Genomic DNA, 24,741 nt, shown 5'->3' with positions numbered 1-24,741 from the left:
TGTGCAGACGTCGCTCTCCGGCTAGTGTCCTGCGCCAGTAGTTGATCGTTAGTTGTTGTGTGACTTCTGCTGCTGGTGCGTCTGTTCCTCGTCGGGGCCCGAAGCTGGAGCCGTTGCTGCTGTCTGTCGATGAGCAGGCGGTGTTGGAGCGGTGGACGCGGCGGGCGACGTCGGCCCAGGCTCTGGCCCTGCGCGCACGGATTGTGCTGGCGTGTGCGGGGCCGGAGGTGCCGGCGATCGTTGCGGTCGCCCGGGATCTGCGGGTGACCGCGGACACGGTCCGCAAGTGGCGCCGGCGGTTCCTCGCCGAGCGGCTGGACGGTCTGGTCGACGAGCCCCGGCCGGGCCGGCCGCCCACCATCAGTGTCGACCAGGTGGAGAACGTCGTGGTCACGACGTTGGAGGAACTCCCGAAGAACGCCACCCACTGGTCGCGTAGGTCGATGGCGGACCGCAGCGGCCTGTCAAAGTCGACCGTCGGCCGGATCTGGCGGAAGTTCCAGCTCAAGCCGCATCTGACGGACACGTTCAAGCTGTCGGCGGACCCGCTGTTCGTGGAGAAGGTCTACGACGTCGTGGGCCTGTACTTCAATCCGCCCGAGGGCGCGGTGGTGCTCTCGGTGGACGAGAAGTCCCAGATCCAGGCCCTGGACCGGTCCCAGCCGGTCCTGCCGATAATGCCCGGGATGCCCGAGCGCCGGACTCACGACTACGTCCGCAACGGCCTGACCACCCTGTTCGCCGCATTCGATGTCGCCACCGGTGAGGTCATCAGTGCCCTGCACCGACGGCACCGGGCTGCCGAGTTCAAGAAGTTCCTGATCAGGATCGACAAGGAGGTACCCGCGCATCTCCAGATCCACCTGATCGTGGACAACTACGGCACCCACAAGACCCCGGCGGTCAGGACGTGGCTGGCCAAACACCCCCGCTTCCAGCTGCATTTCACCCCGACCGGCTCCTCGTGGATCAACCAGGTGGAGCGGTGGTTCGGCTTCCTGGCCGACCAGATGATCCGCCGCGGCGCCCACAAGAACGTCCAGGCCCTCGAAGCCGACATCCGCAAGTGGGTCAAGAACTGGAACCAAGACCCCAAGCCGTTCATCTGGACCAAGACAGCCGAGGAGATCCTCGACTCCCTCGCCCGTTTCTGCCGACGGATCTCCGGCGCAGGACACTAGCGCTCCACGTGGTGGAGGGCACCCTTGCGGTTGGCCTCCCAGCCCGCCCAGGCCGAGGTGATCATCTCGCGGACGTCGTGCTTGGCCTTCCAGCCCAGCTCCGCGTGGATCTTGTCGGCCGAGGCCACGACCTTCGCCGGGTCGCCGGGACGGCGCGGCACGACCACCGGCTCGACGTCGTGTCCGGTGCCCTCGTTCAGCAGCCGGGCCATCTCCCGCACGGAGACGCCCTCACCGCGGCCGATGTTGACCGTGAGGTCCTGGTACTCCCCGGCGGCCGCCCACTCGGCGAGCTTGCGGGCCGCCGCCACGTGCGCCTCGGCCAGGTCCTCGACGTGGATGTAGTCGCGGATGCAGGTGCCGTCCGGCGTCGGGTAGTCGTCCCCGAAGATGCGGGCGCCCTCACCTGCGTCGAACCGCTGGAAGACCATCGGGACCAGGTTGAACACCCCGGTGTCGGCGAGTTCGGGGCTGGCGGCGCCCGCCACGTTGAAGTAGCGCAGGCAGGCCGTCGAGATGCCGTGCGCCCTGCCGGCCGCGCGGACCAGCCACTCGCCCGCGAGCTTGGTCTCGCCGTACGGGCTCAGCGGCGCGCACGGGGTCTCCTCGGTGACGAGGTCCACGTCCGGCATGCCGTACACGGAGGCGGAGGAGGAGAAGAGGAAGTTGCGGACGCCGGCCTCGGCCACCGCGCCCAGCAGGACCTGCAGGCCCTCCACGTTCTCGTGGTAGTAGTACAGCGGCTTCTCGACGGACTCGCCGACCTGCTTCTTGCCGGCCAGGTGCACCACACCCGTGATCTTGTGCTCGCGGATGGTCTTGTCGAGGACGAGGCGGTCCAGGACCGAGCCGATCACCAGCGGGACGCCCTCCGGGACACGGTCCTCGTTGCCCGTGGACAGGTCGTCGAGGACGACGACCCGCTCCCCCGCGAGCTGCATCGCGCGGACGACGTGCGAGCCGATGTAGCCGGCGCCACCGGTGATCAGAAAGGTCATGCGTTTCTCCCGAGTCCGTTTCCGTTGTCCTGGGCGGCGGTCCGGAGGCCGCCTGCCGTCCTCATCCCGCGGCGCGGCCTGCCCGGGCCCGGTGGAGACGGCTGCGTACGAGGCTCAGTGCACCCGCAGCGCCCGGCGCGAGCCGCAGTGCCAGGGAGCCCCCGGCCGTGCGGAACGGCTGCGCCAGCAGAACACCGTACCTGCTGCTGAGCAGCGCCCTGCGGCGGAGCAGGGCGTCGAGGGGGCGCGGGGAGGTGAGCAGGGAGCTCCCGTCGGCACAGTCCACGCCCACCTGCACGCTCCAGGCCTGCATGCCGCGCCGGCCCCGGCGGCGCCCGGCGGCGGCCACGGCCGTCAGGTGGAAGGGCACCTCGCAGGTCCAGCCGTCGCCGTCCGCGGCGGCCCGCAGCTCCACCGGCCGGTCGAGCACCGGCTCGCCGCCCGAGCGGGGCACGAAGCCCAGCCGGGCGGTGCGCGGCCCGGCCCCGGCGAGCCGCCCGTACAGGTCGTGCACCCGCAGCAGCAGGCCGCCGCCGGATCCGGTCGGCCCGGCGTCCACGGTGATCGGCAGGTCGGCGACCGGCAGCGCGTCCATCCCGTCCAGGGGGACAGGGAGTTCCGCGCTCCAGACGGGCCCGCCGTCGGGGCCGGTGGCGTACGGGGGCAGCAGCCGCGGCGGCTCGGCGGCGAACCGGGTGAGCCGGGCGACGTCGGCGGGCGGCTCGGGGGCGGCCCGCAGCACGCGCACGATCCAGCGGGCGTGCGCCCCCGCGGCCTCGACGGCGGCGTCGTCGAAGGTGTCCAGGTAGGCGCGGGTGAGGGCCCACCAGTCGGCCTGGTAGCCGGGGTCGGTGCCGAGTTCCCGCAGGTACATGCGCAGGTCGTACTCCAGGAACTTCACCTGGCAGGCCAGGCCCAGCTCCGGGGAGGAGTCCGCGAGGATCCGGTGGGCGGTGCGGTGCGCCTCGATCCGGGAGCGCCAGTTGGAGACGTCCTTGCGGTCCAGGGAGATCGACACCTGGGCGGCGCTGCGGCGCACGTGCCAGACGTAGACGAGGTCGTCGACGACCGCGATGCGGGGGGCGGCGGCCAGGACGCGCGCCGTGAAGACGAAGTCCTCGTAGACGAACCGGCCGTCGGGGAAGCGGATCGCGTGCTTCTCCAGGAAGGCCCGCTCGTACAGCTTGTTCACACAGAGGGTGTCCCGGACCAGCTCGGGCCGGCCGGCGGGCCGGTCGATGACGTCACCGGGGGTGTACAGCCCGGGCACCCAGGGCGTGTCGTGGTGCTGCGGCAGCTCGCGGCGCACGCAGGAGCCGACGGTCACGGGCGCGCGGTGCTCCTCGGCGGCCCTCAGGAGGGCCTCGGCCGCCCCGGGGGGCAGCACGTCGTCGCTGTCGAGGAACAGGACGTACGGGGAGGTCGCGACCGCGATGCCGTCGTTGCGCGGGGTTCCGCACCCGCCGCTGTTGTCCGTGCGGTGCACGACCTTGAGGCGGGGGTGGACGGCGGCCAGCTCGTCGAGCACCCGGCCGGTGCCGTCGGACGAGGCGTCGTTGACGGCGATGACCTCGGCGACGACCGGGCCCTGGGCGAGCGCCGAGGTGACGGCCTCGCCCACGAGCTCGGCGTCGTTGTACGCGATCACGACGACGGAGACGCTGGGAGGAAGGGTGCTGCTCACCCGTGGATCCTAGGCGACCGGGGTGAACATCACCTCAATACCGGCGCCTCCGCCGGCGGAACGGCGGAAACGCAGGTCAGAAGGGACGGAATTCGTCGTACTCCTGCTGCGCGGAGTCCTTGCGCTGGGCGTCCTTGTCCTTGCGGCGCTGCGCGGCCGGGCGGGGTGCCTCCATGCGGTGGTCCTCGCCGCGGCGGCCGAGCATCTCGGCACCGGCCATCATCGACGGCTCCCAGTCGAAGACGACCGCGTTCTCGTCGGAGCCGATGGCGACGCCGTCGCCGGCGCGGGCGCCGACCTTCAGCAGCGCGTCCTCGACGCCCAGGCGGTTGAGGCGGTCGGCCAGGTAGCCCACGGCCTCGTCGTTGTTGAAGTCGGTCTGGCGGACCCAGCGCTCCGGCTTCTCGCCGCGCACCCGGTACACCTCCTCGGCCTCGTCGAAGGTGACCGTGAAGCCGGTCTCGTCGACGGCCTTCGGACGGATGACGATCCGGGTCGCCTCCTGCTTCGGCTTGCGGGCGCGCGCCTTGGCGACGACCTCCGCGAGGAAGTAGGACAGCTCCTTCAGGCCGGTGCGGGCGACCGCGGAGACCTCGAAGACCTTGTAGCCGCGCGCCTCCAGATCGGGGCGGATCATGTCGGCGAGGTCCTGGCCGTCGGGGATGTCGACCTTGTTGAGGACGACCAGGCGCGGCCGGGTCTCCAGGCCGCCGCCGTACAGCTTGAGCTCCTCCTCGATGACGTCGAGGTCGGAGACGGGGTCGCGGTCGGACTCCAGGGTGGCGGTGTCCAGGACGTGCACGAGGACCGAGCAGCGCTCGACGTGCCGCAGGAACTCCAGGCCGAGGCCCTTGCCCTGGCTGGCGCCCGGGATCAGGCCGGGGACGTCGGCGATCGTGTACACGGTCGAGCCGGCGGTGACCACGCCCAGGTTCGGGACGAGCGTGGTGAAGGGGTAGTCCGCGATCTTCGGCTTGGCGGCGGAGAGCACCGAGATCAGCGAGGACTTGCCGGCGCTGGGGAAGCCGACGAGGGCCACGTCGGCGACGGTCTTGAGCTCCAGCACGATGTCGCCGGTGGCGCCGGGGACGCCGAGGAGCGCGAAGCCGGGGGCCTTGCGGCGGGCGGAGGCGAGCGCCGCGTTGCCGAGGCCGCCACGGCCGCCCTCGGCGGCGACGTAGGTGGTGCCCTGGCCGACGAGGTCCGCGAGGACGTTGCCCTGCTTGTCGAGGACGACGGTGCCGTCCGGGACCGGCAGGACCAGGTCCTGGCCGTCCTTGCCGGAGCGGTTGCCGCCCTCCCCGGGCTTGCCGTTGGTGGCCTTGCGGTGCGGGCTGTGGTGGTAGTCCAGCAGGGTGGTGACCGACTGGTCGACGACCAGGATCACGTCGCCGCCGCGGCCACCGTTGCCGCCGTCGGGGCCGCCGAGCGGCTTGAACTTCTCCCGGTGTACGGAGGCGCAGCCGTGGCCTCCGTTACCCGCGGCGACGTGCAGCTCGACGCGGTCCACGAAGGTGGTCATGGGTGTTCCTCCAGATACAGACGGGATGTCCCGGACAGACCTTGCTGTCCATTAAACGTGTCTACGTGCAAACGCGCCGAGGGCGGACCTCTCTTCCCGGCGCGACGCCGGGAAGAGCTGAGATCCGCCCTCGGGACTTACGAACGCTTGATCAGCAGGAAGCTGGATCAGGCGGCCGGAACGATGTTCACGACCTTGCGGCCACGGTGCGTGCCGAACTGCACGGCACCGGCCTGCAGCGCGAACAGCGTGTCGTCGCCGCCACGGCCGACACCGGCGCCCGGGTGGAAGTGCGTGCCGCGCTGGCGGACGAGGATCTCACCAGCGGAAACGACCTGACCGCCGAAGCGCTTCACGCCGAGCCGCTGGGCATTGGAATCGCGACCGTTCCGGGTGGACGATGCGCCCTTCTTGTGTGCCATTGCTCAGTCCCTCTTTACTTCGCGGCCGACGGGATGGACGTGACCTTGATCGCCGTGTACTGCTGACGGTGACCCTGGCGACGGCGGTAGCCGGTCTTGTTCTTGTAGCGCAGGATGTCGATCTTCGCGCCCTTGGTGTGGTCCACGACCTCGGCCTGGACCTTGATGCCCGCCAGGACCCACGGGTCGCTGGTCACGGCGTCGCCGTCGACGACGAGCAGGGTCGAGAGCTCGACCGTGTCGCCAGCCTTGGCAGTGGAAATCTTGTCAACCTCAACGATGTCGCCGACAGCAACCTTGTGCTGGCGACCACCGCTGCGCACGATGGCGTACACGCGGATCTCTCTCTCGCTCGCGATGGAACCCCTGAAGCCAGCCGCTCCCCGCCGGAATGCAGGACGGCCTCCCCCGCGCCGCGCGGCGGCCCGGGAGGTGAGGTGCTCAGTGGCTGGCGTGCACGTAGACACGCCGACGGTCAAGATTACGGGGCTGGGTTTAAGAGGTCAAACCGGCCGGTGCAGGCCCCGCGCCCACGTCACGGGCCGCCAGGCGGCCAGATCCAGGGCTGCGGTGGCGAACTCCCCGTCCACGGCCGCGACGACGTCGTCCGGCTCCTCGACCAGCGGGGCGAAAGCCACGGCGTCCACCTCGTCCAGCAGGAAGACGAAGTGCTCGACCACCACCGGATTCCCGGTGGGGTCCCCGTCGGGGTCGAACGGCGTGTTGGCCCGGTCGGCGGCCAGGCACAGGACGGAGACGAGCGTCTTCAGCTCGGGGCAGTCCAGCAGGACGTCGGCCCCGTGGACGAAGCAGAGGATGCCGACCCCGCCGGTCTGGTGGGGGTGCAGATCGTCCAGGCAGTCGACCAGCGCGTCCCAGTTGCGCCCGAAGTAGCCGGGGAACCCGATCTCCCGCGCGAACGCGTCGCAGGCGGACACCATCTCCCGCAGGTCCTCGGCCCGCAGGTGGTGCACCCGGCCGCCCCGGGCCCGGAAGGCCCCGCTCTGCTCGGCGAACGCGGGCGCGTCACGCGGCCCGAACACCACCCACGGGGAGACCGGCCCGCTCAGGTCGAACGGGGCCGGGCGCCCGTCCGGCCGGCCCACCGTCCACGTCCCGCTGTCGAAGCCCTCGACGAGGTACCGGCAGCCGGCGAAGTCGTCCTGCGCGAACCGCTGCGGGTCCGCGTCGGCGGCCGCGTCGACCGCCACCAGCAGCACGTAGACGACGTCCTGCTGCGCCGCGGCGAACTCCTGCACCTCGGGCCAGGTCATGGGGATCCCGGTCGGCGCGGCCGGGACCAGGTCGCGGAAGGCTTCGAGATCGAGGGCGCCGGGGGCCTCGCCGACCCCGTCCCAGTCGAGCAGGAGCCACGTCCAGGTGTTGTCCGGGACGCGGGCGAGCACCTCGGCCAGGCCGGTCTTCCGGCCCGTCCCGTCCCGCATGGGGAACCGCTCCATGGCTGCCGGCGTCCTTCCTCGTTCGCCGCGTGCGGGTACGGGACTGCCCCGACCCCGCGATGGGGGTCGGGGCAGTCCCGGTGGTGACGCGGATCAGGCGTCGACGTCGGTGGACGGAGCGGGCTCCGCCGCGGCGGCCTTCTTCGTCGCCTTCTTCGCCGTCGTCTTCTTCGCCGTCGTCTTCTTGGCGGCGGTCTTCTTGGCCGTCGCCGTCTTCTTCGCGGCGGCCTTCTTCGCCGGGGCCTTCTTGGCCGCCGTCTTACGGGCCGTCTTCTTGGCCGGAGCGGCCTCCTCGGCCGGGGCTTCCGCCTCGGCCTCGGGCGCCGCGGACGGCTCGGCCGCAGCCGCAGCCGCGGGCTCGGCCGGGGCCGCCTCGACCACCAGCACCGCTGCCTCCGCGCCCGCCGGGGAACCGGCCGGAGCGGTGGCCTTGCGGGTGGCGCGGCGCCGCGGACGGGCCGGTGCGGCCTCCGCCGCCGGAGCCTCGGCGACCGGGGCCTCGGCAACGACCGGGGCCTCGACCTCCACGGGCTCCGCCACGGGGGCCTCGACCGGTGCGGCCTCGGCGACCGCGGCGACCGGCTCGGGCTCGGCCACGACGGCCGGCTCCGGCTCGGCGACCGGCTGCAGCTCCACGGCCGGGGCGGTCGCCTTGCGGGTGGCACGGCGACGCGTACGGCCCTTCGGCGCGGCCTCCTCGGCCACCGGGGCGGGGGCGGCCTCGACCGTCTCCGCCGCGGCCACGGCCTCGGCGACGGCCTCGCCGGCCGGCTCCAGGACCGTGTCGGCGGGCTCGGTGACCGGCTCGGCCTCGACCTCGACCACCGGCACCGCGGCCGGGGCCTCGACCGGGACGGACTCCACCGCGGCAGCGGCACGCGGGGCGCCCGCCGCTGCGGTCGCCTTGCGGGTGGCGCGGCGGCGGTTGCGACGGGCGCTGATGCCGGACGCCGCGGCCTCCGCCTCGGCCGCGCTGCCGTAGAGCTCCTCGTCCGGGGCGAACGCCGGCTCGGGCAGCGCCACGGGCGCGGCCAGCTCGGCGGCCACCTCGGCCTCGGTCTCGACCTCGGGGGCGGCCTCGACGACCTCGACCTCGTGCTCGTGCTCGTGACCGCGGCCGCCACGGCGCTTGGCCCGCTTGCCGCCGTTGCCGGCCGTGGTGGCCGTGTCCATGTGAACGATCACACCGCGCCCGTTGCAGTGGACGCAGGTCTCGGAGAAGGACTCCAGCAGGCCCTGACCGACCCGCTTGCGGGTCATCTGGACCAGGCCCAGCGAGGTCACCTCGGCGACCTGGTGCTTCGTACGGTCACGGCCCAGGCACTCCAGCATCCGCCGCAGGACCAGGTCGCGGTTCGACTCCAGGACCATGTCGATGAAGTCGACGACGACGATGCCACCGAGGTCGCGCAGCCGCAGCTGGCGCACGATCTCCTCGGCCGCCTCCAGGTTGTTGCGGGTGACCGTCTCTTCGAGGTTGCCGCCCTGACCGGTGAACTTGCCGGTGTTGACGTCGATGACGACCATCGCCTCGGTCTTGTCGATCACGAGGGAGCCGCCGGAGGGCAGCCACACCTTGCGGTCGAGCGCCTTGGCGAGCTGCTCGTCGATCCGGTACGTCGCGAAGACGTCCACCTCGGAGGTCCAGCGCTGCAGCCGGTCGGCCAGGTCCGGGGCGACGTGCGAGACGTAGCCGTGGATGGTCTCCCAGGCGCTGTCACCGCTGACGATGACCTTGGAGAAGTCCTCGTTGAAGATGTCGCGGACGACGCGGACGGTCATGTCCGGCTCGCCGTACAGCAGGCTCGGCGACGAGGTCGTGATCTGCTTCGACTTCTTCTGGATGTCCTCCCACTGCGCCTGCAGGCGCTCGACGTCGCGGCGCAGCTCGTCCTCGCTCGCGCCCTCGGCGGCGGTGCGCACGATGACGCCCGCGTCCTCGGGGACGATCTTCTTGAGGATGCTCTTCAGGCGCGCGCGCTCGGTGTCGGGCAGCTTGCGGCTGATGCCGGTCATCGAGCCCTCGGGCACGTAGACCAGGTAGCGGCCGGGCAGCGAGACCTGGCTGGTCAGGCGGGCGCCCTTGTGGCCGATCGGGTCCTTGGTGACCTGGACGAGCACGGACTGGCCGGACTTCAGGGCGGACTCGATGCGGCGCGGGCCGTTGGCCAGGCCGAGCGCCTCGAAGTTGACCTCGCCGGCGTACAGGACCGCGTTGCGGCCCTTGCCGATGTCGATGAAGGCGGCCTCCATCGACGGCAGCACGTTCTGGACCTTGCCCAGGTAGACGTTGCCGACGTACGAGGTGGCCTCTTCCTTGTTGACGTAGTGCTCGACGAGCACGTTGTCCTCGAGGACGCCGATCTGGGTGCGCTCGCCGGACTGGCGGACGACCATCACCCGCTCGACGGCCTCGCGGCGGGCCAGGAACTCGGCCTCGGTGATGATCGGCACGCGGCGGCGGCCCTGCTCGCGACCCTCGCGGCGGCGCTGCTTCTTCGCCTCCAGGCGGGTCGAGCCCTTGATGGACTGGACCTCGTCGGAGGATTCGGCCTTCTCGCGGGCCGGGCGCGGCTCGCGGACCTTGACGACGGTGCGCACGCCGTCCTCTTCGGTGCCCTCGGCCTCGACGACCGCGTCACCGGTACGACGGCGACGGCGACGGCGACGGCGGCTGGAGCTGGTGCCGAGGGCACCGGCCTCGTCGGCCTCCGACTCGTCCTCGTCCTCTTCCTCCTCCGCCTCGGCGGTCTCGGCCTCTTCCTCGGCCGTCTCGTCGAGGTCGGCGGCCTCACCGCGGCGGCGGCGACGGCCACCACGGCGGCGGCGGCGCGAGGGGCGCTCGCCGGACTCGTCGGTCTCGTCCTCGTCGAACTCGGCGGCCTCGGCCTCCGGCTCCTCCTCGGCGAGCTCCGCGGCCGGCGCCTGCGGTGCGGCCTCGTCGAACTCGGCGGCCTCACCGCGGCGGCGGCGACGGCGACGGCCGGACGGACGCTCGGCGGGGGCCTGGGCGGCCTCGGCCTCGACCTCGGCGGCGAGCTCGTCCTCCTCCTCGGCCTCCGCTTCGGCGAGGGCCTCGGCGCGGGCGGCCGCAGCGGCGAGCGCGGCGGTCTCCGGGGTCTGGAACATCGGCTCGGTGAAGACCGGGGCCTGGAACACGGCCACGGCGGGGCGCGTGGCGCGGCGGGCACGGGCCGGGGCGGCGGGCGCCTCGGCCTCTGCCGGGGCCTCCGGCGCGGCGGCCGCGGCCGGGGCGGCGGCGCGGGTGGCACGGCGACGGCCGCGCCTCGGGGCGTCGATGGCGTCGGCGACGGTGAAGGTCGCGGCCTTGGGAGCCTCCGCCTTGGGAGCCTCCTCGGCGGCGGTCTCGGCAGCCGGAGCCTCGACGACCGGCGCCGACACGGCACGGGTGGCACGGCGGCGGGTACGCGGCGCCGGAGCAGCCGGCTCCTCCGCGACCGCAGCGGACTCTACGACGGGGGTCCCGGCAGCCTCGGCGGCCGGAGCCTCGACGACCGCGGCGGCCTCGACCGGCGCGGCCTCGGCGACCGGGGCGGACACGGCACGGGTGGCACGGCGGCGGGTACGCGGCGCCGGAGCAGCCGGCTCCTCCGCGACCGGAGCCTCGACGACGGCCGGGGCCTCGGCGGCCGGAGCCTCGGCGACCGGCGCGGCAGCGGCGCGGGTGGCACGGCGGCGGGCGCGCGGCGCCGGAGCAGCCGGCTCCTCCGCGGCCGGAGCCTCGACGGCGGCGGCCTCGACGACGGCCGGGGCCTCGGCGACCGCAGCGGACACGGCACGGGTGGCACGGCGGCGGGCGCGCGGCGCCGGAGCAGCCGGCTCCTCCGCGACCGGAGCCTCGACCGGGGCGGCCGCGGCCTCGGCCACGGGAGCGGAGGCGGCACGGGTCGCACGGCGACGGGTACGCGGCGCGGGAGCAGCGAACTCCTCGGCGACCGGTGCGGCCTCGGCGGCCGGGGCCTCCACGACGGCGGGGGCGGCGGTCTCGGCCGCCTCGGCGGTGGGGGCGGAGACGGCGCGCGTCGCGCGGCGGCGCGGTCGGGCGGGGGCGGCGCTCGGGGCGGCTTCTGCGGCGGGCGCGGCGGCCGGGGCGGTCTCGGCCGGAGCCTCGGTGGCGGCTTCGACGGCGGTCGCGCCGGGCGGGCCGGCCGGCCGCGACGCGGCGCGGCGGCGCCTGCGCGGAGGCAGGTTGTCGCTCGGGCTGCCGTTGTCGATGCCGTCGGCGGGGGTCTTGTTTTCGTTGTCGAGCATGCGGGCGGTTCTCCCGTCACGCTCCCGGGCGCCGCGGCTGACGTCCGGTCCGGCACGGCTCCGCACGATCAGCGCGGAGCCGGCCTCCGGGGCGCGTTCGCCTCACGGGAGCTGTAGTCCATGGCCGCCGGTTCCGTACGCCTTGTCCGTACGGCCTGGCGGAAGTCTTCAGGTGGGTGCGCTGCCCGACCCAGGTGGCTCCCGAGTGCCAGGGCGGCGCGGCGACGGCGTTCCCTACGCGGCGGGACCTTCCGGCGCCGTCGCGTCGGCGGTCACGGCGGCCGTGGGTGCAGCGGCCGTGTCAGCCTCGCGGTCGGGCGCGAGCGGGTCGGTCACCGTGCCGGACTCCTCGTCGAAGAGCCCCTGCGCCAGCCTGGTCACCGCTGCGGGGACCGGCGGCGCCAGGTCGGCCACAGCTCGGAGACCGGACAGGACGTCGTCGGGTCGTACGGCAGGTGTCAGATGCCGAACAACCAGCCGCAGTATCGCACAGGCATTGTCCGGCGTCCTATCAGCCGGGACCGGAAGGACCTCGAGGTGCGCGACGGCCCCCCGGGTGTCGAAGGTGCGCATGCCGTTCTTGGTGCGGCGCTGGACCTCGACCGTGTCGGCGGCGAGGTAGGTCTCGACCGCACGCGCGGCCTCGGCGCTGTCCACGCCGTCCAGCCGCAGCTCCCACACGGAGGCGGTGAGCCGGTCCGCCAGCCCGGAGGTGCGGGCCTCGACCGCATCGATGATGTCGAGGCCGACGGGCATCGACTCGTCGAGCAGCTCACGGAGCTTCGCCGGGTCGCGGTGAGCGGTGAGCGCGATCTCCAGGTACTCGGCCTCGCTGCCGGTGCCGGTCGGCGCGGCGTTCGCATACGAGACGCGGGGGTGCGGCGTGAAGCCGGCCGAGTACGCCATGGGCACCTCGGCGCGGCGCAGGGCGCGCTCGAACGCGCGCTGGAAGTCCCGGTGGCTGGTGAACCGGAGGCGGCCGCGCTTGGTGTAGCGCAGTCGGATGCGCTGTGCCACCGGTGCGGGGGGCGGGCCTTCGGGCTGTCGCTTGCCCAGTGGTTCTTCTCCTTGTGCGGGGCGGCGCGGCTCGCGCGCCGCCCTGAGGTTCGGGGGGCCTGTGGGCGGTGCCGCGCCCTCCGGCTCGTCCCTGCGGTGTGTGCAGGGAGCGCTCGGGGGCGGCATGCGGCCCAGGCTGTCGTACTACCCAGAGTACGCGCCCGTGACCTCCGCGGTTCCCCGGGCCGGTCACCCCAGGAGGACCCGCCGCACCTCGGCGCGGACCTGCCGTACGGTCGCCCGGACCGTACGCCAGGCGTCCCGCAGGACGTGCCCGACGGGGGTGAGGACGTGCCGGTAGGCCTGGGCGCAGGGCCACACGATCAGCACCCGCCACACCAGGGCGATCCCCCGCCCCAGGGCCTTCACGATCCGCCCGGCCACGTGCCAGGCCCAGAGCAACAGCCTCCCGACCGGCGCGATCAGGTACGCGTACACCCCGCGCGCCAGCCGGACGAAGGCGCCGCCGACGGGCACGAACACCCACCGCCACACGGCCGCGGCGGTCCACGCCAGGGCCCGCCCCACCGGCACGAACCCCCACCGCCACACCCCCACGACGACCCACACCACAGCCCGCCCCACCGGCACCAGCACCCACTGGTACGCGGCTCGGGCCACCCACGCAGCGCCCAGCCCGAGCGGTACGAGGCCGTACCGGTGCACGGCGGTGACCAGCCAGGCCACGGCCAGCCCGACCGGCCTGAGCAGGTACCGGTACGCGGCGGCGACCAGCCAGGCCGCACCCTCTCCCACGGGCCGCAGCAGCCACCGGTGGACCGTCGAGGCCAGCCACGCCAGTCCGCGCCCGACCGGCACGAGCAGGTACGCGTACGCTCCCCGGGCCAGCCACGCCACCCCCTGCCCGGCGGGCCGGAGCACGTAGCGCCACAACCCCACCCAGGGCCAGACGAAGACCAGCTTGAACAGGACGGCCAGCACCCACCCGATCCCGCGGAACAGCGGTTCGAGGACATGGCTCCACAACGGGCCGAGGACGTGCCGGTGCACGGCCCGACCGAACGCGGCGAGCAGGTCCCAGACGACCCGTGCGGGCAGCACGACCAGCACCGCCACGATCTTGACGGGTACCCGGAGCACCCCGGTGAGGCAGCCTTCGCCCTGGCCGGCGCGCTGTTCGTCGAGTTCCATGCCCTTCAGGACACACAAAGGCCCCCGAGCCGTTGCAGCGGGGGCCTAGCTGGTTCAGTCGATGGAGCCGGGCTCGGCGAGCCAGCGGGTGCGCAGGTCGATGTGCTTGGCGAGCGTCTCGAAGTCCCGGTCGTAGTGCAGCACCGTGAGCCGGTGCCGGGCGGCGGTCACGGCCACGACGAGGTCCACCACGCCCGCCGAACGTACGCACCCGGCTTCGGCCAGGACGCCCTGGGCCTCGAGGACCCTGGCCCACACGTCGTCGGGGATCTCGTGCCACACGTACAGGTCTGCGAACGCCTGCCGCATCGCGGAGTACTGCGCCGAGGAGCGCGCCGAATAGAGCGCCTCGGCCTCGGTCACCGCGCACATGCCGATGCGGCCGGCAGCGAGCGCCGGGCGCCACACCGCAAAGGGGCCCGGCAGCGTGATCCTGTGTGCGGCAGAGGTGTCGATCAAGAAGGTGCCCTCGTTCACCGGCGCACTTCTCCCTTGAAACCGGCCTCACGCCCCTTGTCAAAGGCTCCTTCTTCATCGAGGTTGACGAGGGCGGCAAGGGCACGTTCGCGGCGGACGCGGGCTCCTATTTCTTCCAGGGCGGCGTTGACCGTGTCCTTCTTCGTCGTGGTCCCGAGCGCTTCCGCGGCGAGCGCGAGCGCCTCTTCGTTGATGTCGATCACGGTCTTGGCCATGAGCCACCTCCTGGCACCACGGCAGGAGGATTCACCTGCCACTTCGATCAGGATATCCATCGACGCCGCATGCAGAAATATTTCCGCAGCACCAGAACGCACATTCGCCCACCTGCCTGATCGGTGGACGTATTCCGGAGCGCACGCCGGCAGGGTCGCCAGAACGCAGCAGGCCCCGGCGGATGCCGGGGCCTGCTCGTACGGGATCACATGCGGGCGATCCCGCTCACGTCAGCGTCAGCCGTGTGCGTGCGCAGCCTTCGGGGCGGGCGCACCGTTGACCACCGACAGCGGCAGCAGCTTCTTGCCGGTGGGGCCGATCTGGATGTGCGTGTCCATCTGGGGGCAGACGCCGCAGTCGAAGCACGGCGTCCAGCGGCAGTCGTCGACCTCGGTCTCGTCGAGGGCGTCCTGCCAGTCCTCCCAGAGCCAGTCCTTGTCCAGGCCGGAGTCCAGGTGGTCCCAGGGCAGGACCTCCTCGTACGTGCGCTCGCGCGTCGTGTACCAGTCGACGTCCACGCCGTACGGGGCGAGGGCCTTGTCGGCGGACTGCATCCAGCGGTCGTAGCTGAAGTGCTCGCGCCAGCCGTCGAAGCGGCCGCCGTCCTCGTACACGGCACGGATGACGTCACCGATGCGGCGGTCGCCGCGGGACAGGAGGCCCTCGACGATGCCCGGCTTGCCGTCGTGGTAGCGGAAGCCGATGGAGCGGCCGTACTTCTTGTCGCCGCGGATCTTGTCACGGAGCTTGGCCAGGCGGGCGTCGGTCTCCTCGGCCGAGAGCTGCGGCGCCCACTGGAAGGGGGTGTGCGGCTTGGGCACGAAGCCGCCGATCGACACCGTGCAGCGGATGTCGTTCTGGCCGGAGACCTCGCGGCCCTTGGCGATGACGTTGACGGCCATGTCGCCGATCTGGAGGACGTCCTCGTCGGTCTCGGTCGGCAGGCCGCACATGAAGTACAGCTTCACCTGGCGCCAGCCGTTGCCGTAGGCGGTGGCGACGGTGCGGATCAGGTCCTCTTCCGAGACCATCTTGTTGATGACCTTGCGCATGCGCTCGGAGCCGCCCTCGGGGGCGAAGGTCAGGCCGGAGCGGCGCCCGTTGCGGGTGAGCTCGTTGGCGAGGTCCACGTTGAAGGCGTCGACGCGGGTCGACGGGAGGGACAGGCCCACCTTGTCGTCCGTGTAGCGGTCCGCGAGGCCCTTGGCGATGTCGGCGATCTCCGTGTGGTCCGCGGAGGAGAGGGAGAGGAGGCCCACCTCCTCGAAGCCCGTCGCCTTCAGGCCGCGGTCGACCATCTCGCCGATGCCGGTGATGCTTCGCTCCCGCACGGGGCGCGTGATCATGCCGGCCTGGCAGAAACGGCAACCGCGGGTGCAGCCGCGGAAGATCTCGACGGACATCCGCTCGTGGACGGTCTCGGCGAGCGGGACGAGCGGCTGCTTGGGGTACGGCCACTCGTCGAGGTCCATGACGGTGTGCTTGGAGACCCGCCACGGCACGCCGGACCGGTTCGGCACGACGCGGCCGATGCGGCCGTCCGGCAGGTACTCGACGTCGTAGAAGCCCGGCACGTAGACGCCGCCGGTCTTGGCGAGGCGCAGCAGCAGCTCCTCGCGGCCGCCGGGGCGGCCCTCGGCCTTCCAGGCGCGGATGATGTCGGTGATGTCGAGGACGGCCTGCTCGCCGTCGCCGATGACGGCGCAGTCGATGAACTCCGCGATCGGCTCGGGGTTGAAGGCCGCGTGGCCGCCCGCGAGGACGATCGGGTGGTCCTCGGTGCGGTTGCGGGCCTCGAGCGGGATGCCCGCGAGGTCCAGCGCCGTGAGCATGTTGGTGTAGCCCAGCTCCGTGGAGAAGGACAGGCCGAACACGTCGAAGGCACCGACCGGGCGGTGGCTGTCGACGGTGAACTGCGGCACCTGGTGCTCGCGCATGAGCTCTTCGAGGTCGGGCCACACGCTGTACGTGCGCTCGGCCAGGACGCCCTCGCGCTCGTTCAGCACCTCGTAGAGGATCATGACGCCCTGGTTGGGCAGCCCGACCTCGTACGCGTCCGGGTACATGAGCGCCCAGCGGACGTCACAGGAGTCCCACGGCTTGACGGTGGAGTTCAGCTCACCGCCGACGTACTGGATGGGCTTCTGCACGTGCGGGAGCAGAGCTTCGAGCTGTGGGAAGACCGACTCGGACATCACGCGACTTTCGTGAAGCGGGCAGGGGGCGACTCTCAAGCGTAACCCGAGCCGCCCTCGACCCCGGACGTCGTGATCTCGGCCTAGGGTGCGAGGGCCTCCCGCAGGGCCGGGTCGGAGGCCTCGTCCCAGATTTCCGGAAGCTCCCGTTCCTGTGACGCGGCCAGGGCCTCCTCGCGGCCGTACAGCACGCCCCAGCTGAATGCGGACTCCCCGGCCGCGGTCGCCTGTTCGGCGAGGGCGCGCAGCGCCTCGCGGGCGACGACGCTGTCCTGGTGGTCGCCGAGCAGGGTCTGGACGGACTTCATGGCCTTGGCCTGGCGGTCGGCCGGCTTGCCGAGCGCGGGTGCGGCGGCCTCGGCGGCGTACCGGGCGCGCTTGGCGGCCTTGCGGGCGTCGTGCAGCGCGTGGTCGCGCGGTTCGCCGGGTTCCATGGCGAGGGCGCGCTCGATCCGGCCGGCGAGCCGCTCGTAGTCGCGCAGTACGGCCTTGGGCAGGGCCTTCTCGGCGGGCTTGGCCGCGCCGGGCAGCAGCGGGGGCTCGGCGAGCAGGGCGTCGACGGAGTCGAGCAGGGCCAGGTGGACCGGGGAGTCGAGGAAGGCGAGGGCGCGGCGGCGGGAGGCGGCGCGGCGGCCGTTGTTCCAGGTGCGCAGGCGGCCGCGGACGGGGCCGTGGCGCAGGGTGCGCGGGAGGGCTTCGATGCCGTCCTGGAAGCGCTCGTGCAGGACTTCCTGGTCGCGGTCGACGCCGAGTTCCTGGCCGAGGAGGCGCAGCTGTTCGCCGAGGGGGTCGGTGACCTCGCGGTCGAGGACCTTGCGGTAGGTCTTGAAGGCGCTGCGCATCCGGCGGGAGGCGACCCGCATCTGGTGGACGGAGTCGGGCAGGTTGCGGCGTACGGCCGGGTCCTGGGCGACGAGGGCGTCGCGCTGCTCGCGCAGGTACGCGAGGACGTACGCGCCCGCGGTGCCCTCGGCGGGGCCGGACTCCGGGCGGGGGGCGGGCTCGGTGCCGGTCTCGGCGAGGGCCCGGGCGAGCTTGGAGGGGGCGTCGCTGACGCGGATCCCGGCCTTGCGGAACTTCTTCTCGACGGCGTCGAGGAGGGCGGGGTCGACGCCGTCGGCGAGTTCCACCTCGACCTCGGTCCAGGTGGCGACGGCCCCGGCGGTGGCTTCCACCGCCTCGGTCGCCTCGCCGGCCTCCACCGCCTCACCCGTTTCGCCCGGCCCGGCGGGGCCGGCCTCGGCGCGGACGCTGTCGGTGGAGAGCTCGGCGAGCAGGGCGCCGTCGGCGTCGAGGAGGTGGCTGACCCGGCGGGAGGAGAGCAGCCGGACCTGCGGCCGCAGGCCGCCGTCGCGGACGCGGGAGCGGACGAGGGCGGCCAGCGAGCGCGGGACGGTGTCGCTGAGCGGGGCGGCGACCTCGTCGCGGACGCCGGGCGAGACGGGCAGTTTGAGGTGCCAGCCGGCGTCGGAGCCGCCGGTCCGGCGCCGCAGCGTGAGCCCGTCGGCGGCGAGCCGCTGGTCGGGGGTGTCGTAGTAGACGGCGTCGAGGTCGACCGTGCCCTGGTCGGCGACGGCGGCGATCCCGGCCGTGCCCGTCAGGTCGGGCACGCCGCGCCGGGCCGCCTTGCTCGTCTCGAACTCGAACTTGCGCTCGATCTCCCGCTTCGTATCCGCCATGCTTCGAACTTAATCCTGAACGGATCACGACGGGAGGGTGAACGACGCCGGGACGCCCGATCGGCTGCCGAATCGTCCGAAGAACGTCCCCGCTAGGCCGACATCGGCCGCTGCACCTTGATGGACTGCAACAGCCCGATGGCCACCCACACGGCGAACATCGACGACCCTCCGTAGGACACGAAGGGCAGCGGCAGGCCCGCCACCGGCATGATCCCGAGGTTCATCCCGATGTTCTCGAAGGCCTGGAAGGCGAACCACGCGATGATCCCGGCGCAGACGATCGTGCCGTACAGCTCGGTGGTCTCCCGGGCGATCACGCAGGCCCGCCACAGGATCACGCCGAGCAGGACGAGGAGCAGTCCGCCGCCGACGAAGCCCAGCTCCTCCCCGGCCACCGTGAAGACGAAGTCGGTCTGCTGCTCGGGCACGAACTGGCCGGTGGTCTGCGAGCCCTTGAACAGCCCCGACCCGGTCAGGCCCCCGGAGCCGATGGCGATGCGGGCCTGGTTGGTGTTGTAGCCGACGCCGGCGGGGTCGAGCTCGGGGTTGGCGAAGGCCGCGAAGCGGTTGATCTGGTACTCGTCGAGGATGCCGAGCTGCCAGATCAGGACGGCGCCGGCCACGCCCGAGCCGAGCAGTCCGAGCACCCAGCGGTTGGAGGCGCCGGAGGCGAGGAGCACGCCGAGCACGATGACGACCATGACCATGACGGAGCCCAGGTCGGGCATCAGCATGATGATGCCCATCGGGGCGGCGGCCAGACACAGGGCCTTGACCACGGTGCGGTGGTCGGGATGGGCGACGTCGCCCGCGTCGACCCGCGCGGCCAGCAGCATCGCCATCACCAGGATGATCGTGATCTTCACGAACTCGGAGGGCTGGAGCGAGAAGCCGCCGCCGATCACGATCCACGCGTGGGCGCCGTTGATGGTGGCGCCGAGCGGGGTGAGCACGGCGATGATCAGCACGAGCGAGATCCCGTACAGGATCGGCACGGCGCCGCGCAGGGTGCGGTGGCCGAGCCAGATCGTGCCGATCATCAGCACCAGCCCGATGCCGGTGTTCATGGCGTGGCGGACCAGGAAGTAGTACGGGTCGCCCTGGTTGAGCTGGGTGCGGTTCCGGGTCGCGGACCACACCAGGAGGCTGCCCAGGCAGGACAGGGCGAGGGCGGAGAGGATTATGGGCCAGTCGAGCCGGCGCAGCACGGAGTCGCGCGAGGTCAGCTTGGCCATCGCGCCGCGCTCGGGCGCGTAGCGGGGTACGGAGAACTTGTTGGCGGTCTGCATGGTCGCTCTTCGGCTCAGTCGTGCCACGACGGCGGCTGGGCGGGGGGACCGGCGAGCGCGGGCGTCTCGGGGTCCTCCGGGGACGGGGGCACGTACGGCTTGATCTCGGGTGCTGCGATGGAGCCGTCGGGCTGGATGCGGGGCAGTGCGGACTCCGGCCGGGGCAGCAGGGCCCTGGTGGCGTCGAAGTCGCCGGACATGTCGTATCCGTACATGGCGTTGTAGATGTTGCGCACGGCGGGACCGGAGGCACCGGAGCCGGTCCCGGCCTGGGAGATCGTCATCACGATCACGAAGTCGTCGGTGTACGTCGCCAGCCACGAGGTGGTCTGCTTGCCGTACACCTGGGCGGTGCCGGTCTTGGCGCGCATCGGGATCTTGTCCTGCGGCCAGCCGGTGAACCGCCAGGCGGCGGTGCCGCCGGGCTCGACGACCATGCGCAGGCCCTTGTCGAGGTCGTGGAGGGTCTTGGCGTCGACCGGCAGCCGGCCGTGCGGGGTGGGCTTGATGACGTCGACCCGCTTGCCGTCGGGGCTGATCACGGCCTTGCCGATGGTGGGGTCGAAGAGGGTGCCGCCGTTGCTGATGGCGGCGTAGGCGGTGGCCATCTGGATGGGGGTGACGAGTACGTCGCCCTGGCCGATGGCGAAGTTGATGCTGTCGAAGGCCTTCAGCTGGTTGCCTTCGAGGCAGCTCTCGTAGGCGATCTGCTCGACGTAGGTGCCGCCCTTCTTGCCCTGCTTGCACCAGGCGTCCTTGTTGGCCTTCCAGAAGTTCTTCTTCCACTGGCGGTCCGGGATGCGGCCGGTGACCTCGTTCGGCAGGTCGATGCCGGTCTCGGAGCCGAGTCCGAACTCGCGGGCGGTCCGGTAGAACCAGTCGTGGGCGTCCTTCTTGGGCTTGAGGCCGCCGTCGCGCTGCCATTCCTTGTGGCCGAGGGCGTAGAAGACGGTGTTGCAGGAGAACTTGAGGGCCTCGCCGAGGGTGATCGGGCCGTGCCCCTTGGACTCGAAGTTCGCGAAGCTCCGCCCGCCGAGGCTGTAGGAGCTGCTGCAGTTGTACTTGCTGTCGAAGGGGTAGCCGGCCCGGACGGCCGCGCTCGCCGAGACCACCTTGAAGATGGAGCCGGCCGGCGCCTGGCCCTGGATGGCCCGGTTCAGCAGCGGGTAGTTGGAGTCCTTGCTGGTGAGCCGGGCGTAGTCCTTGCCGGAGATGCCGCCGACCCAGGCGTTGGGGTCGTAGTCGGGCTGGGAGGCCATCGCGACGACGCGGCCGGTCCTGGCCTCCATGACGACGACGGCACCGGAGTCGGCCTCGTACTTGCGTCCGGTGATCTTGTCGGTCTCCTTGCGGACGGTCTTCATCGCCTGCTGGAGCTCGTACTCGGCGACGGCCTGGACCCGGGCGTCGATGCTGGTGACGAGGGTGGCCCCGGGGATGCCGGCGTCGGACTTGGTCTGGCCCATGACCCGGCCGAGGTTGTCGACCTCGTAGGAGGTGACGGTGGCCTTGCCGCGCAGCTGCTTGTCGTACGTGCGCTCGATCCCGGAGCGGCCGACCTGGTCGGAGCGCAGGTGGGGCGAGTCGGTGTCCTTCGCCTTCTGGATCTCCTCGTCGGTGACCGGCGAGAGGTAGCCGAGCGCCTGGGCGGTGCGGGCCCCGCCGGGCGCCGGGTAGCGGCGTACGGCGGTCGGCTCGGCGGTGATGCCGGGGAACTCCTCGGGGCGCTCGCGGATCTGCAGGGCCTGCTGGGTGGTGGCCTCGGAGGTGACCGGGATGGGCTGGTAGGGGGAGCCGTTCCAGCAGGGCTTGGGGGTCTTGGAGTCGCAGATGCGGACCTTCTCCACGACCTCCTGGGGGGACATGTCCAGGACGGCGGAGAGTCGGGTCAGGACGCCCTTGCCCTTGTCCTTCATCTTCATCAGCGCGGTGCGGCTGGCGGACACCACGAGCCGGGTCTCGTTGTCGGCGAGGGCCACGCCACGGGCGTCGAGGATGGTGCCGCGGACGGCGGGCTGGACCACCCGCTGCACGTGGTTGTTCTTCGCCTCGTCGTAGTACTCCCCGCCGTTGCGGATCTGGAGGTACCACAGGCGCCCGCCGAGCGTGCAGAGCATGGAGAAGACGAGGACCTGGATGATGACGAGCCGGATCTGCACCCGGGGGATGCGGCCGGTCTCGGGGGTGTTGGTCACGGGCCCTGCCCCTTCACAGCTTCTTGACGCTCTTCACGCTCTTGACGCCCTTCACCCCCCTTATCCGGCCGGCGCGGTTGGCCCGGTTGCGGGCCGTCATCAGGCGCAGGCCGCCGCGCTGGCTGCCGATGCGCAGGCCGGTTCCGCCGGCCAGCCAGCCGGAGGAGACGTCGGTGGCGGCGGCCTGGCCGCCGCCGGCATCCACGGCCATCGGGTCGTTCTCGGCGCGCCGGGCGAGGGCCATCACGAACGGCACGGCGAACGGCGCGAGCAGCAGGTCGTAGAGGGTGGCGGTGAACAGCAGTCCCGTCAGGCCCACATGGCGGGCGGCGGTGTCCCCGACGAGGGCGCCCACGCCGGCGTACAGCAGGGTCGAGCCGATCGCGGCGGCGACGACGGTGAGCAGCGGGCCCCAGGCGGAGCGGAACCGCCCGGAGTCGGGGCGGACGAGGCCGGCGGCGTACCCGATGACGCACAGGACGAGCGCGTACCGCCCGGCGGCGTGGTCGGCGGGCGGGGCCAGGTCGGCGAGGAGGCCCGCGGCGAAGCCGATGAGGGCGCCGCCGACGTGCCCGTAGACGAGGGCGAGTGCGACGACGGTCAGCAGCACCAGGTCGGGCACGGCGCCGGGCAGTTGGAGCCGGCCGAGCACGCTGACCTGGACGACGAGGGCGACCAGGATGAGCGTGGAGGCGAGCAGGATCCGGTTGAAGCGCATGGCGGTCTGCTCCTACTCGTCGGCCGAACCGGCGGCCCCGCCGGCGGAAGCGGACGGGGACGGGGTCACCGTGACGGTGACCGTGGGCGTGGGCGTGGCCTGGGGTTTGGGCGGCAGGACGGTGTCGCGCGGGTCCTCGCGCGGCGGTACGACGACGACGCCGACGATGTCGAGGCGGGAGAACCCGACGAACGGGCGGACCCAGACGGTGCGGGTCAGGTCGCCGCGCGCGGGGTCGACCTTGACGACCTCGCCCAGGGGAACGCCCGGCACGAAGGGCTTGTTGCCGCGGGAGCCGAAGGTGACGAGCCGGTCGCCGGGGCTGATCTTGGCCTTGCCGTTGAGCATCTGGACGGACAGGGCGCGGTCGCCCTGTCCGGTGGCGAAGCCGAGCTCTCCGGTCTTCTCCAGCCGGGTGCCGACGGTGAAGTCGGGGTCGTTGGCGAGCACGACGGTGGCGGTGTCGGGGCCGACGGTGGCGACCCGGCCGACGAGGCCGTCGCCGTTGATGACGGTCATGTCGCGCTCGATGCCGTCCTTGCTGCCGGCGTCGATGGTGACGGTCCAGGAGAAGCCCTGGGCCGCTCCTATGGCGATGACCTCGGCGCCCTTGATGCCGTACTGTCCGGCGCCGGCCCGCTTGAGCATCTCGTCGAGCTCGCGGATCCGGCTGTGGGTCTGGTCCTCGCTGCCGAGCTTGGCCTTCAGGGCGGCGTTCTCGCGCTCCAGCACCGCGATGCGGCTGTGCCGTTCGCCGGAGTCGCGTACCGCCCCTATGGCGTTGGCGACGGGATCGACGGCCGTTGCGACGCCCTTCTCGACCGGCCCGAAGACCGCCGCGGCGGCCTGGCGCGCGCCGTCGACCGGAGACTCCTCTCCTGCCCTGATGTCCACCGTGATCAGTGCGAATGCGATGGCGATCAGGAGCACCAGGAGCAGCCGGCTTTCTCGTGTGTCCCTCACGTGCGGCGGCCGTGCCTTCCTCTGTAGTGAGCCGTGCGGCTGAACGGCTCCGGTGGAGCCGGGGCTTGCACCGGACTGTTGCCTGTATATCAACGATCCGCCGCACGGGCGCGGCAGCACCCATACGGCGGATCCTTGTGTTCCGCTTGTCCCCCGGGCGGTCGGGGGAGCAGGTCAACGCCGGGGCTGGGCGTCCAGGACCTGCTGGAGCGCCTCGAACTCCTCCACACACTTGCCGGAGCCCAGGGCGACGGAGTCCAGCGGGTCCTCGGCGATGTGGATCGGCATGCCGGTCTCCCGGCGCAGCCGCTCGTCGAGGCCGCGCAGCAGGGCGCCGCCACCGGTCAGGACGATGCCGCGGTCCATGATGTCGCCGGAGAGCTCCGGCGGGCACTTGTCGAGGGTGGTCTTCACCGCGTCCACGATGGCGTTGACCGGCTCCTCGATGGCCTTGCGGACCTCGGCGGCGGAGATGACCACCGTCTTGGGCAGGCCGGAGACGAGGTCGCGGCCGCGGATCTCGGTGTGCTCGTCCTGGGCGAGGTCGTAGGCCGACCCGATGGTGATCTTGATCTGCTCGGCGGTCCGCTCACCGAGGAGGAGGCTGTACTCCTTCTTGATGTGCTGGATGATCGCGTTGTCGAGCTCGTCGCCGGCCACCCGGATGGACTGCGCCGTGACGATCCCGCCGAGGGAGATGACCGCCACCTCGGTGGTGCCGCCGCCGATGTCCACGACCATGTTGCCGGTGGCCTCGTGCACGGGGAGGCCCGAGCCGATGGCCGCGGCCATGGGCTCCTCGATGATGTGCACCTGACGGGCGCCGGCCTGGGTGGACGCCTCGATGACGGCGCGGCGCTCCACCCCGGTGATACCGGAGGGGACGCAGACCACGACGCGCGGACGGGCCAGGTAGCGGCGCTTGTGGATCTTGAGGATGAAGTACCGGAGCATGCGCTCGGTGATCTCGAAGTCGGCGATGACGCCGTCCTTGAGGGGCCTGACGGCGACGATGTTGCCGGGCGTGCGCCCGATCATCTTCTTCGCCTCGGAGCCGACCGCCAGAATGCCACCGGTGTTCGTGTTGATGGCGACCACGGACGGCTCGTTCAGGACGATCCCCCGGCCCCTCACGTACACCAGCGTGTTGGCGGTCCCGAGGTCGATCGCCATGTCACGGCCGATGAACGACATGTTGTTCCCCTTGTTCCCCATGAGGAGCGTCTGGCCTTCCAGTTGATAGCGGCTGCTGTCAGGTC

The 24,741-nt window shown here is 72.1% G+C and carries 19 protein-coding genes; 1 reads left to right on the top strand and 18 read right to left on the bottom strand.

Features of this window, described 5'->3' with window-relative positions:
* Positions 1 to 59: 59 nt before the first annotated feature.
* Positions 60 to 1,181, top strand: coding sequence for an IS630 family transposase (locus tag ACSHWO_RS22560; RefSeq protein WP_438314268.1), 1,122 nt, complete (start codon positions 60 to 62; stop codon positions 1,179 to 1,181).
* On the opposite strand, the gene galE is transcribed toward ACSHWO_RS22560, so the two are convergent.
* From galE to ACSHWO_RS22470, 18 genes are all read right to left on the bottom strand, one after another.
* Positions 1,178 to 2,179, bottom strand: coding sequence for a UDP-glucose 4-epimerase GalE (galE, locus tag ACSHWO_RS22555; RefSeq protein WP_361084012.1), 1,002 nt, complete (start codon positions 2,177 to 2,179; stop codon positions 1,178 to 1,180). The genes ACSHWO_RS22560 and galE overlap by 4 nt on opposite strands.
* 61 nt (positions 2,180 to 2,240) lie before the next feature.
* Positions 2,241 to 3,863, bottom strand: coding sequence for a glycosyltransferase family 2 protein (locus ACSHWO_RS22550; protein ID WP_438314265.1), 1,623 nt, complete (start codon positions 3,861 to 3,863; stop codon positions 2,241 to 2,243).
* Between the two features lie 76 nt (positions 3,864 to 3,939).
* Positions 3,940 to 5,385 (bottom strand): GTPase ObgE, encoded by a 1,446-nt coding sequence (obgE, locus tag ACSHWO_RS22545; RefSeq protein WP_361084018.1) that lies wholly within the window; start codon positions 5,383 to 5,385, stop codon positions 3,940 to 3,942.
* Positions 5,386 to 5,552: 167 nt separating this feature from the next.
* Positions 5,553 to 5,807 carry a 50S ribosomal protein L27 gene (gene rpmA, locus ACSHWO_RS22540; RefSeq protein ID WP_008738950.1) on the bottom strand — a complete coding sequence of 85 codons (255 nt, stop codon included), beginning with the start codon at positions 5,805 to 5,807 and terminating at the stop codon, positions 5,553 to 5,555.
* Positions 5,808 to 5,821: 14 nt separating this feature from the next.
* The gene (gene rplU / locus ACSHWO_RS22535) at positions 5,822 to 6,142 is read right to left on the bottom strand and encodes a 50S ribosomal protein L21 (protein ID WP_114057537.1); all 321 of its coding nucleotides are present in this window, start codon (positions 6,140 to 6,142) and stop codon (positions 5,822 to 5,824) included.
* A gap of 168 nt (positions 6,143 to 6,310) precedes the next feature.
* Entirely contained in the window at positions 6,311 to 7,267 is a 957-nt protein-coding gene (locus ACSHWO_RS22530) for a barstar family protein (RefSeq protein ID WP_438314260.1), read from the bottom strand.
* Between the two features lie 93 nt (positions 7,268 to 7,360).
* Positions 7,361 to 11,539: an Rne/Rng family ribonuclease gene (locus ACSHWO_RS22525; protein ID WP_438314257.1), complete on the bottom strand. Its 4,179-nt coding sequence runs from the start codon at positions 11,537 to 11,539 to the stop codon at positions 7,361 to 7,363.
* A gap of 234 nt (positions 11,540 to 11,773) precedes the next feature.
* Positions 11,774 to 12,556 (bottom strand): TIGR03936 family radical SAM-associated protein, encoded by a 783-nt coding sequence (locus ACSHWO_RS22520; RefSeq protein ID WP_361084028.1) that lies wholly within the window; start codon positions 12,554 to 12,556, stop codon positions 11,774 to 11,776.
* 228 nt (positions 12,557 to 12,784) lie between these two features.
* On the bottom strand, positions 12,785 to 13,747 hold the full coding sequence (locus ACSHWO_RS22515) for a hypothetical protein (RefSeq protein WP_438314254.1): 963 nt from the start codon (positions 13,745 to 13,747) through the stop codon (positions 12,785 to 12,787).
* A gap of 54 nt (positions 13,748 to 13,801) precedes the next feature.
* Positions 13,802 to 14,224 carry a PIN domain nuclease gene (locus ACSHWO_RS22510; RefSeq protein ID WP_361084033.1) on the bottom strand — a complete coding sequence of 141 codons (423 nt, stop codon included), beginning with the start codon at positions 14,222 to 14,224 and terminating at the stop codon, positions 13,802 to 13,804.
* A complete protein-coding gene (locus ACSHWO_RS22505) occupies positions 14,221 to 14,439 on the bottom strand; it encodes a type II toxin-antitoxin system VapB family antitoxin (RefSeq protein ID WP_404237814.1) in 219 nt (72 codons plus the stop codon). The genes ACSHWO_RS22510 and ACSHWO_RS22505 overlap by 4 nt, the downstream gene beginning before the upstream one ends.
* A 237-nt stretch (positions 14,440 to 14,676) precedes the next feature.
* Positions 14,677 to 16,638, bottom strand: coding sequence for a TIGR03960 family B12-binding radical SAM protein (locus ACSHWO_RS22500; protein WP_438314250.1), 1,962 nt, complete (start codon positions 16,636 to 16,638; stop codon positions 14,677 to 14,679).
* 80 nt (positions 16,639 to 16,718) lie between these two features.
* The gene (locus ACSHWO_RS22495) at positions 16,719 to 18,314 is read right to left on the bottom strand and encodes a CYTH and CHAD domain-containing protein (protein WP_438314247.1); all 1,596 of its coding nucleotides are present in this window, start codon (positions 18,312 to 18,314) and stop codon (positions 16,719 to 16,721) included.
* A 92-nt stretch (positions 18,315 to 18,406) separates the two neighbouring features.
* Positions 18,407 to 19,606, bottom strand: coding sequence for a rod shape-determining protein RodA (gene rodA / locus ACSHWO_RS22490; RefSeq protein WP_438314244.1), 1,200 nt, complete (start codon positions 19,604 to 19,606; stop codon positions 18,407 to 18,409).
* Between the two features lie 14 nt (positions 19,607 to 19,620).
* Positions 19,621 to 21,801: a penicillin-binding protein 2 gene (gene mrdA / locus ACSHWO_RS22485; RefSeq protein WP_438314241.1), complete on the bottom strand. Its 2,181-nt coding sequence runs from the start codon at positions 21,799 to 21,801 to the stop codon at positions 19,621 to 19,623.
* A 13-nt stretch (positions 21,802 to 21,814) separates the two neighbouring features.
* Positions 21,815 to 22,519, bottom strand: a complete 705-nt coding sequence (gene mreD / locus ACSHWO_RS22480; protein ID WP_361084050.1) for a rod shape-determining protein MreD — start codon at positions 22,517 to 22,519, stop codon at positions 21,815 to 21,817.
* 12 nt (positions 22,520 to 22,531) lie between these two features.
* Positions 22,532 to 23,482: a rod shape-determining protein MreC gene (gene mreC, locus ACSHWO_RS22475; protein ID WP_361084053.1), complete on the bottom strand. Its 951-nt coding sequence runs from the start codon at positions 23,480 to 23,482 to the stop codon at positions 22,532 to 22,534.
* A 174-nt stretch (positions 23,483 to 23,656) separates the two neighbouring features.
* On the bottom strand, positions 23,657 to 24,676 hold the full coding sequence (locus ACSHWO_RS22470; RefSeq protein WP_361084872.1) for a rod shape-determining protein: 1,020 nt from the start codon (positions 24,674 to 24,676) through the stop codon (positions 23,657 to 23,659).
* Between the last annotated feature and the right edge of the window lie 65 nt (positions 24,677 to 24,741).

The sequence above is a fragment of the Streptomyces pallidus (ex Mingjun et al. 2026) genome (assembly GCF_051550185.1).
Classification (GTDB): domain Bacteria; phylum Actinomycetota; class Actinomycetes; order Streptomycetales; family Streptomycetaceae; genus Streptomyces.
The sequence above is the reverse complement of the archived record's forward strand: the minus strand, read 5'-3'. Positions and strand labels throughout refer to the sequence as shown.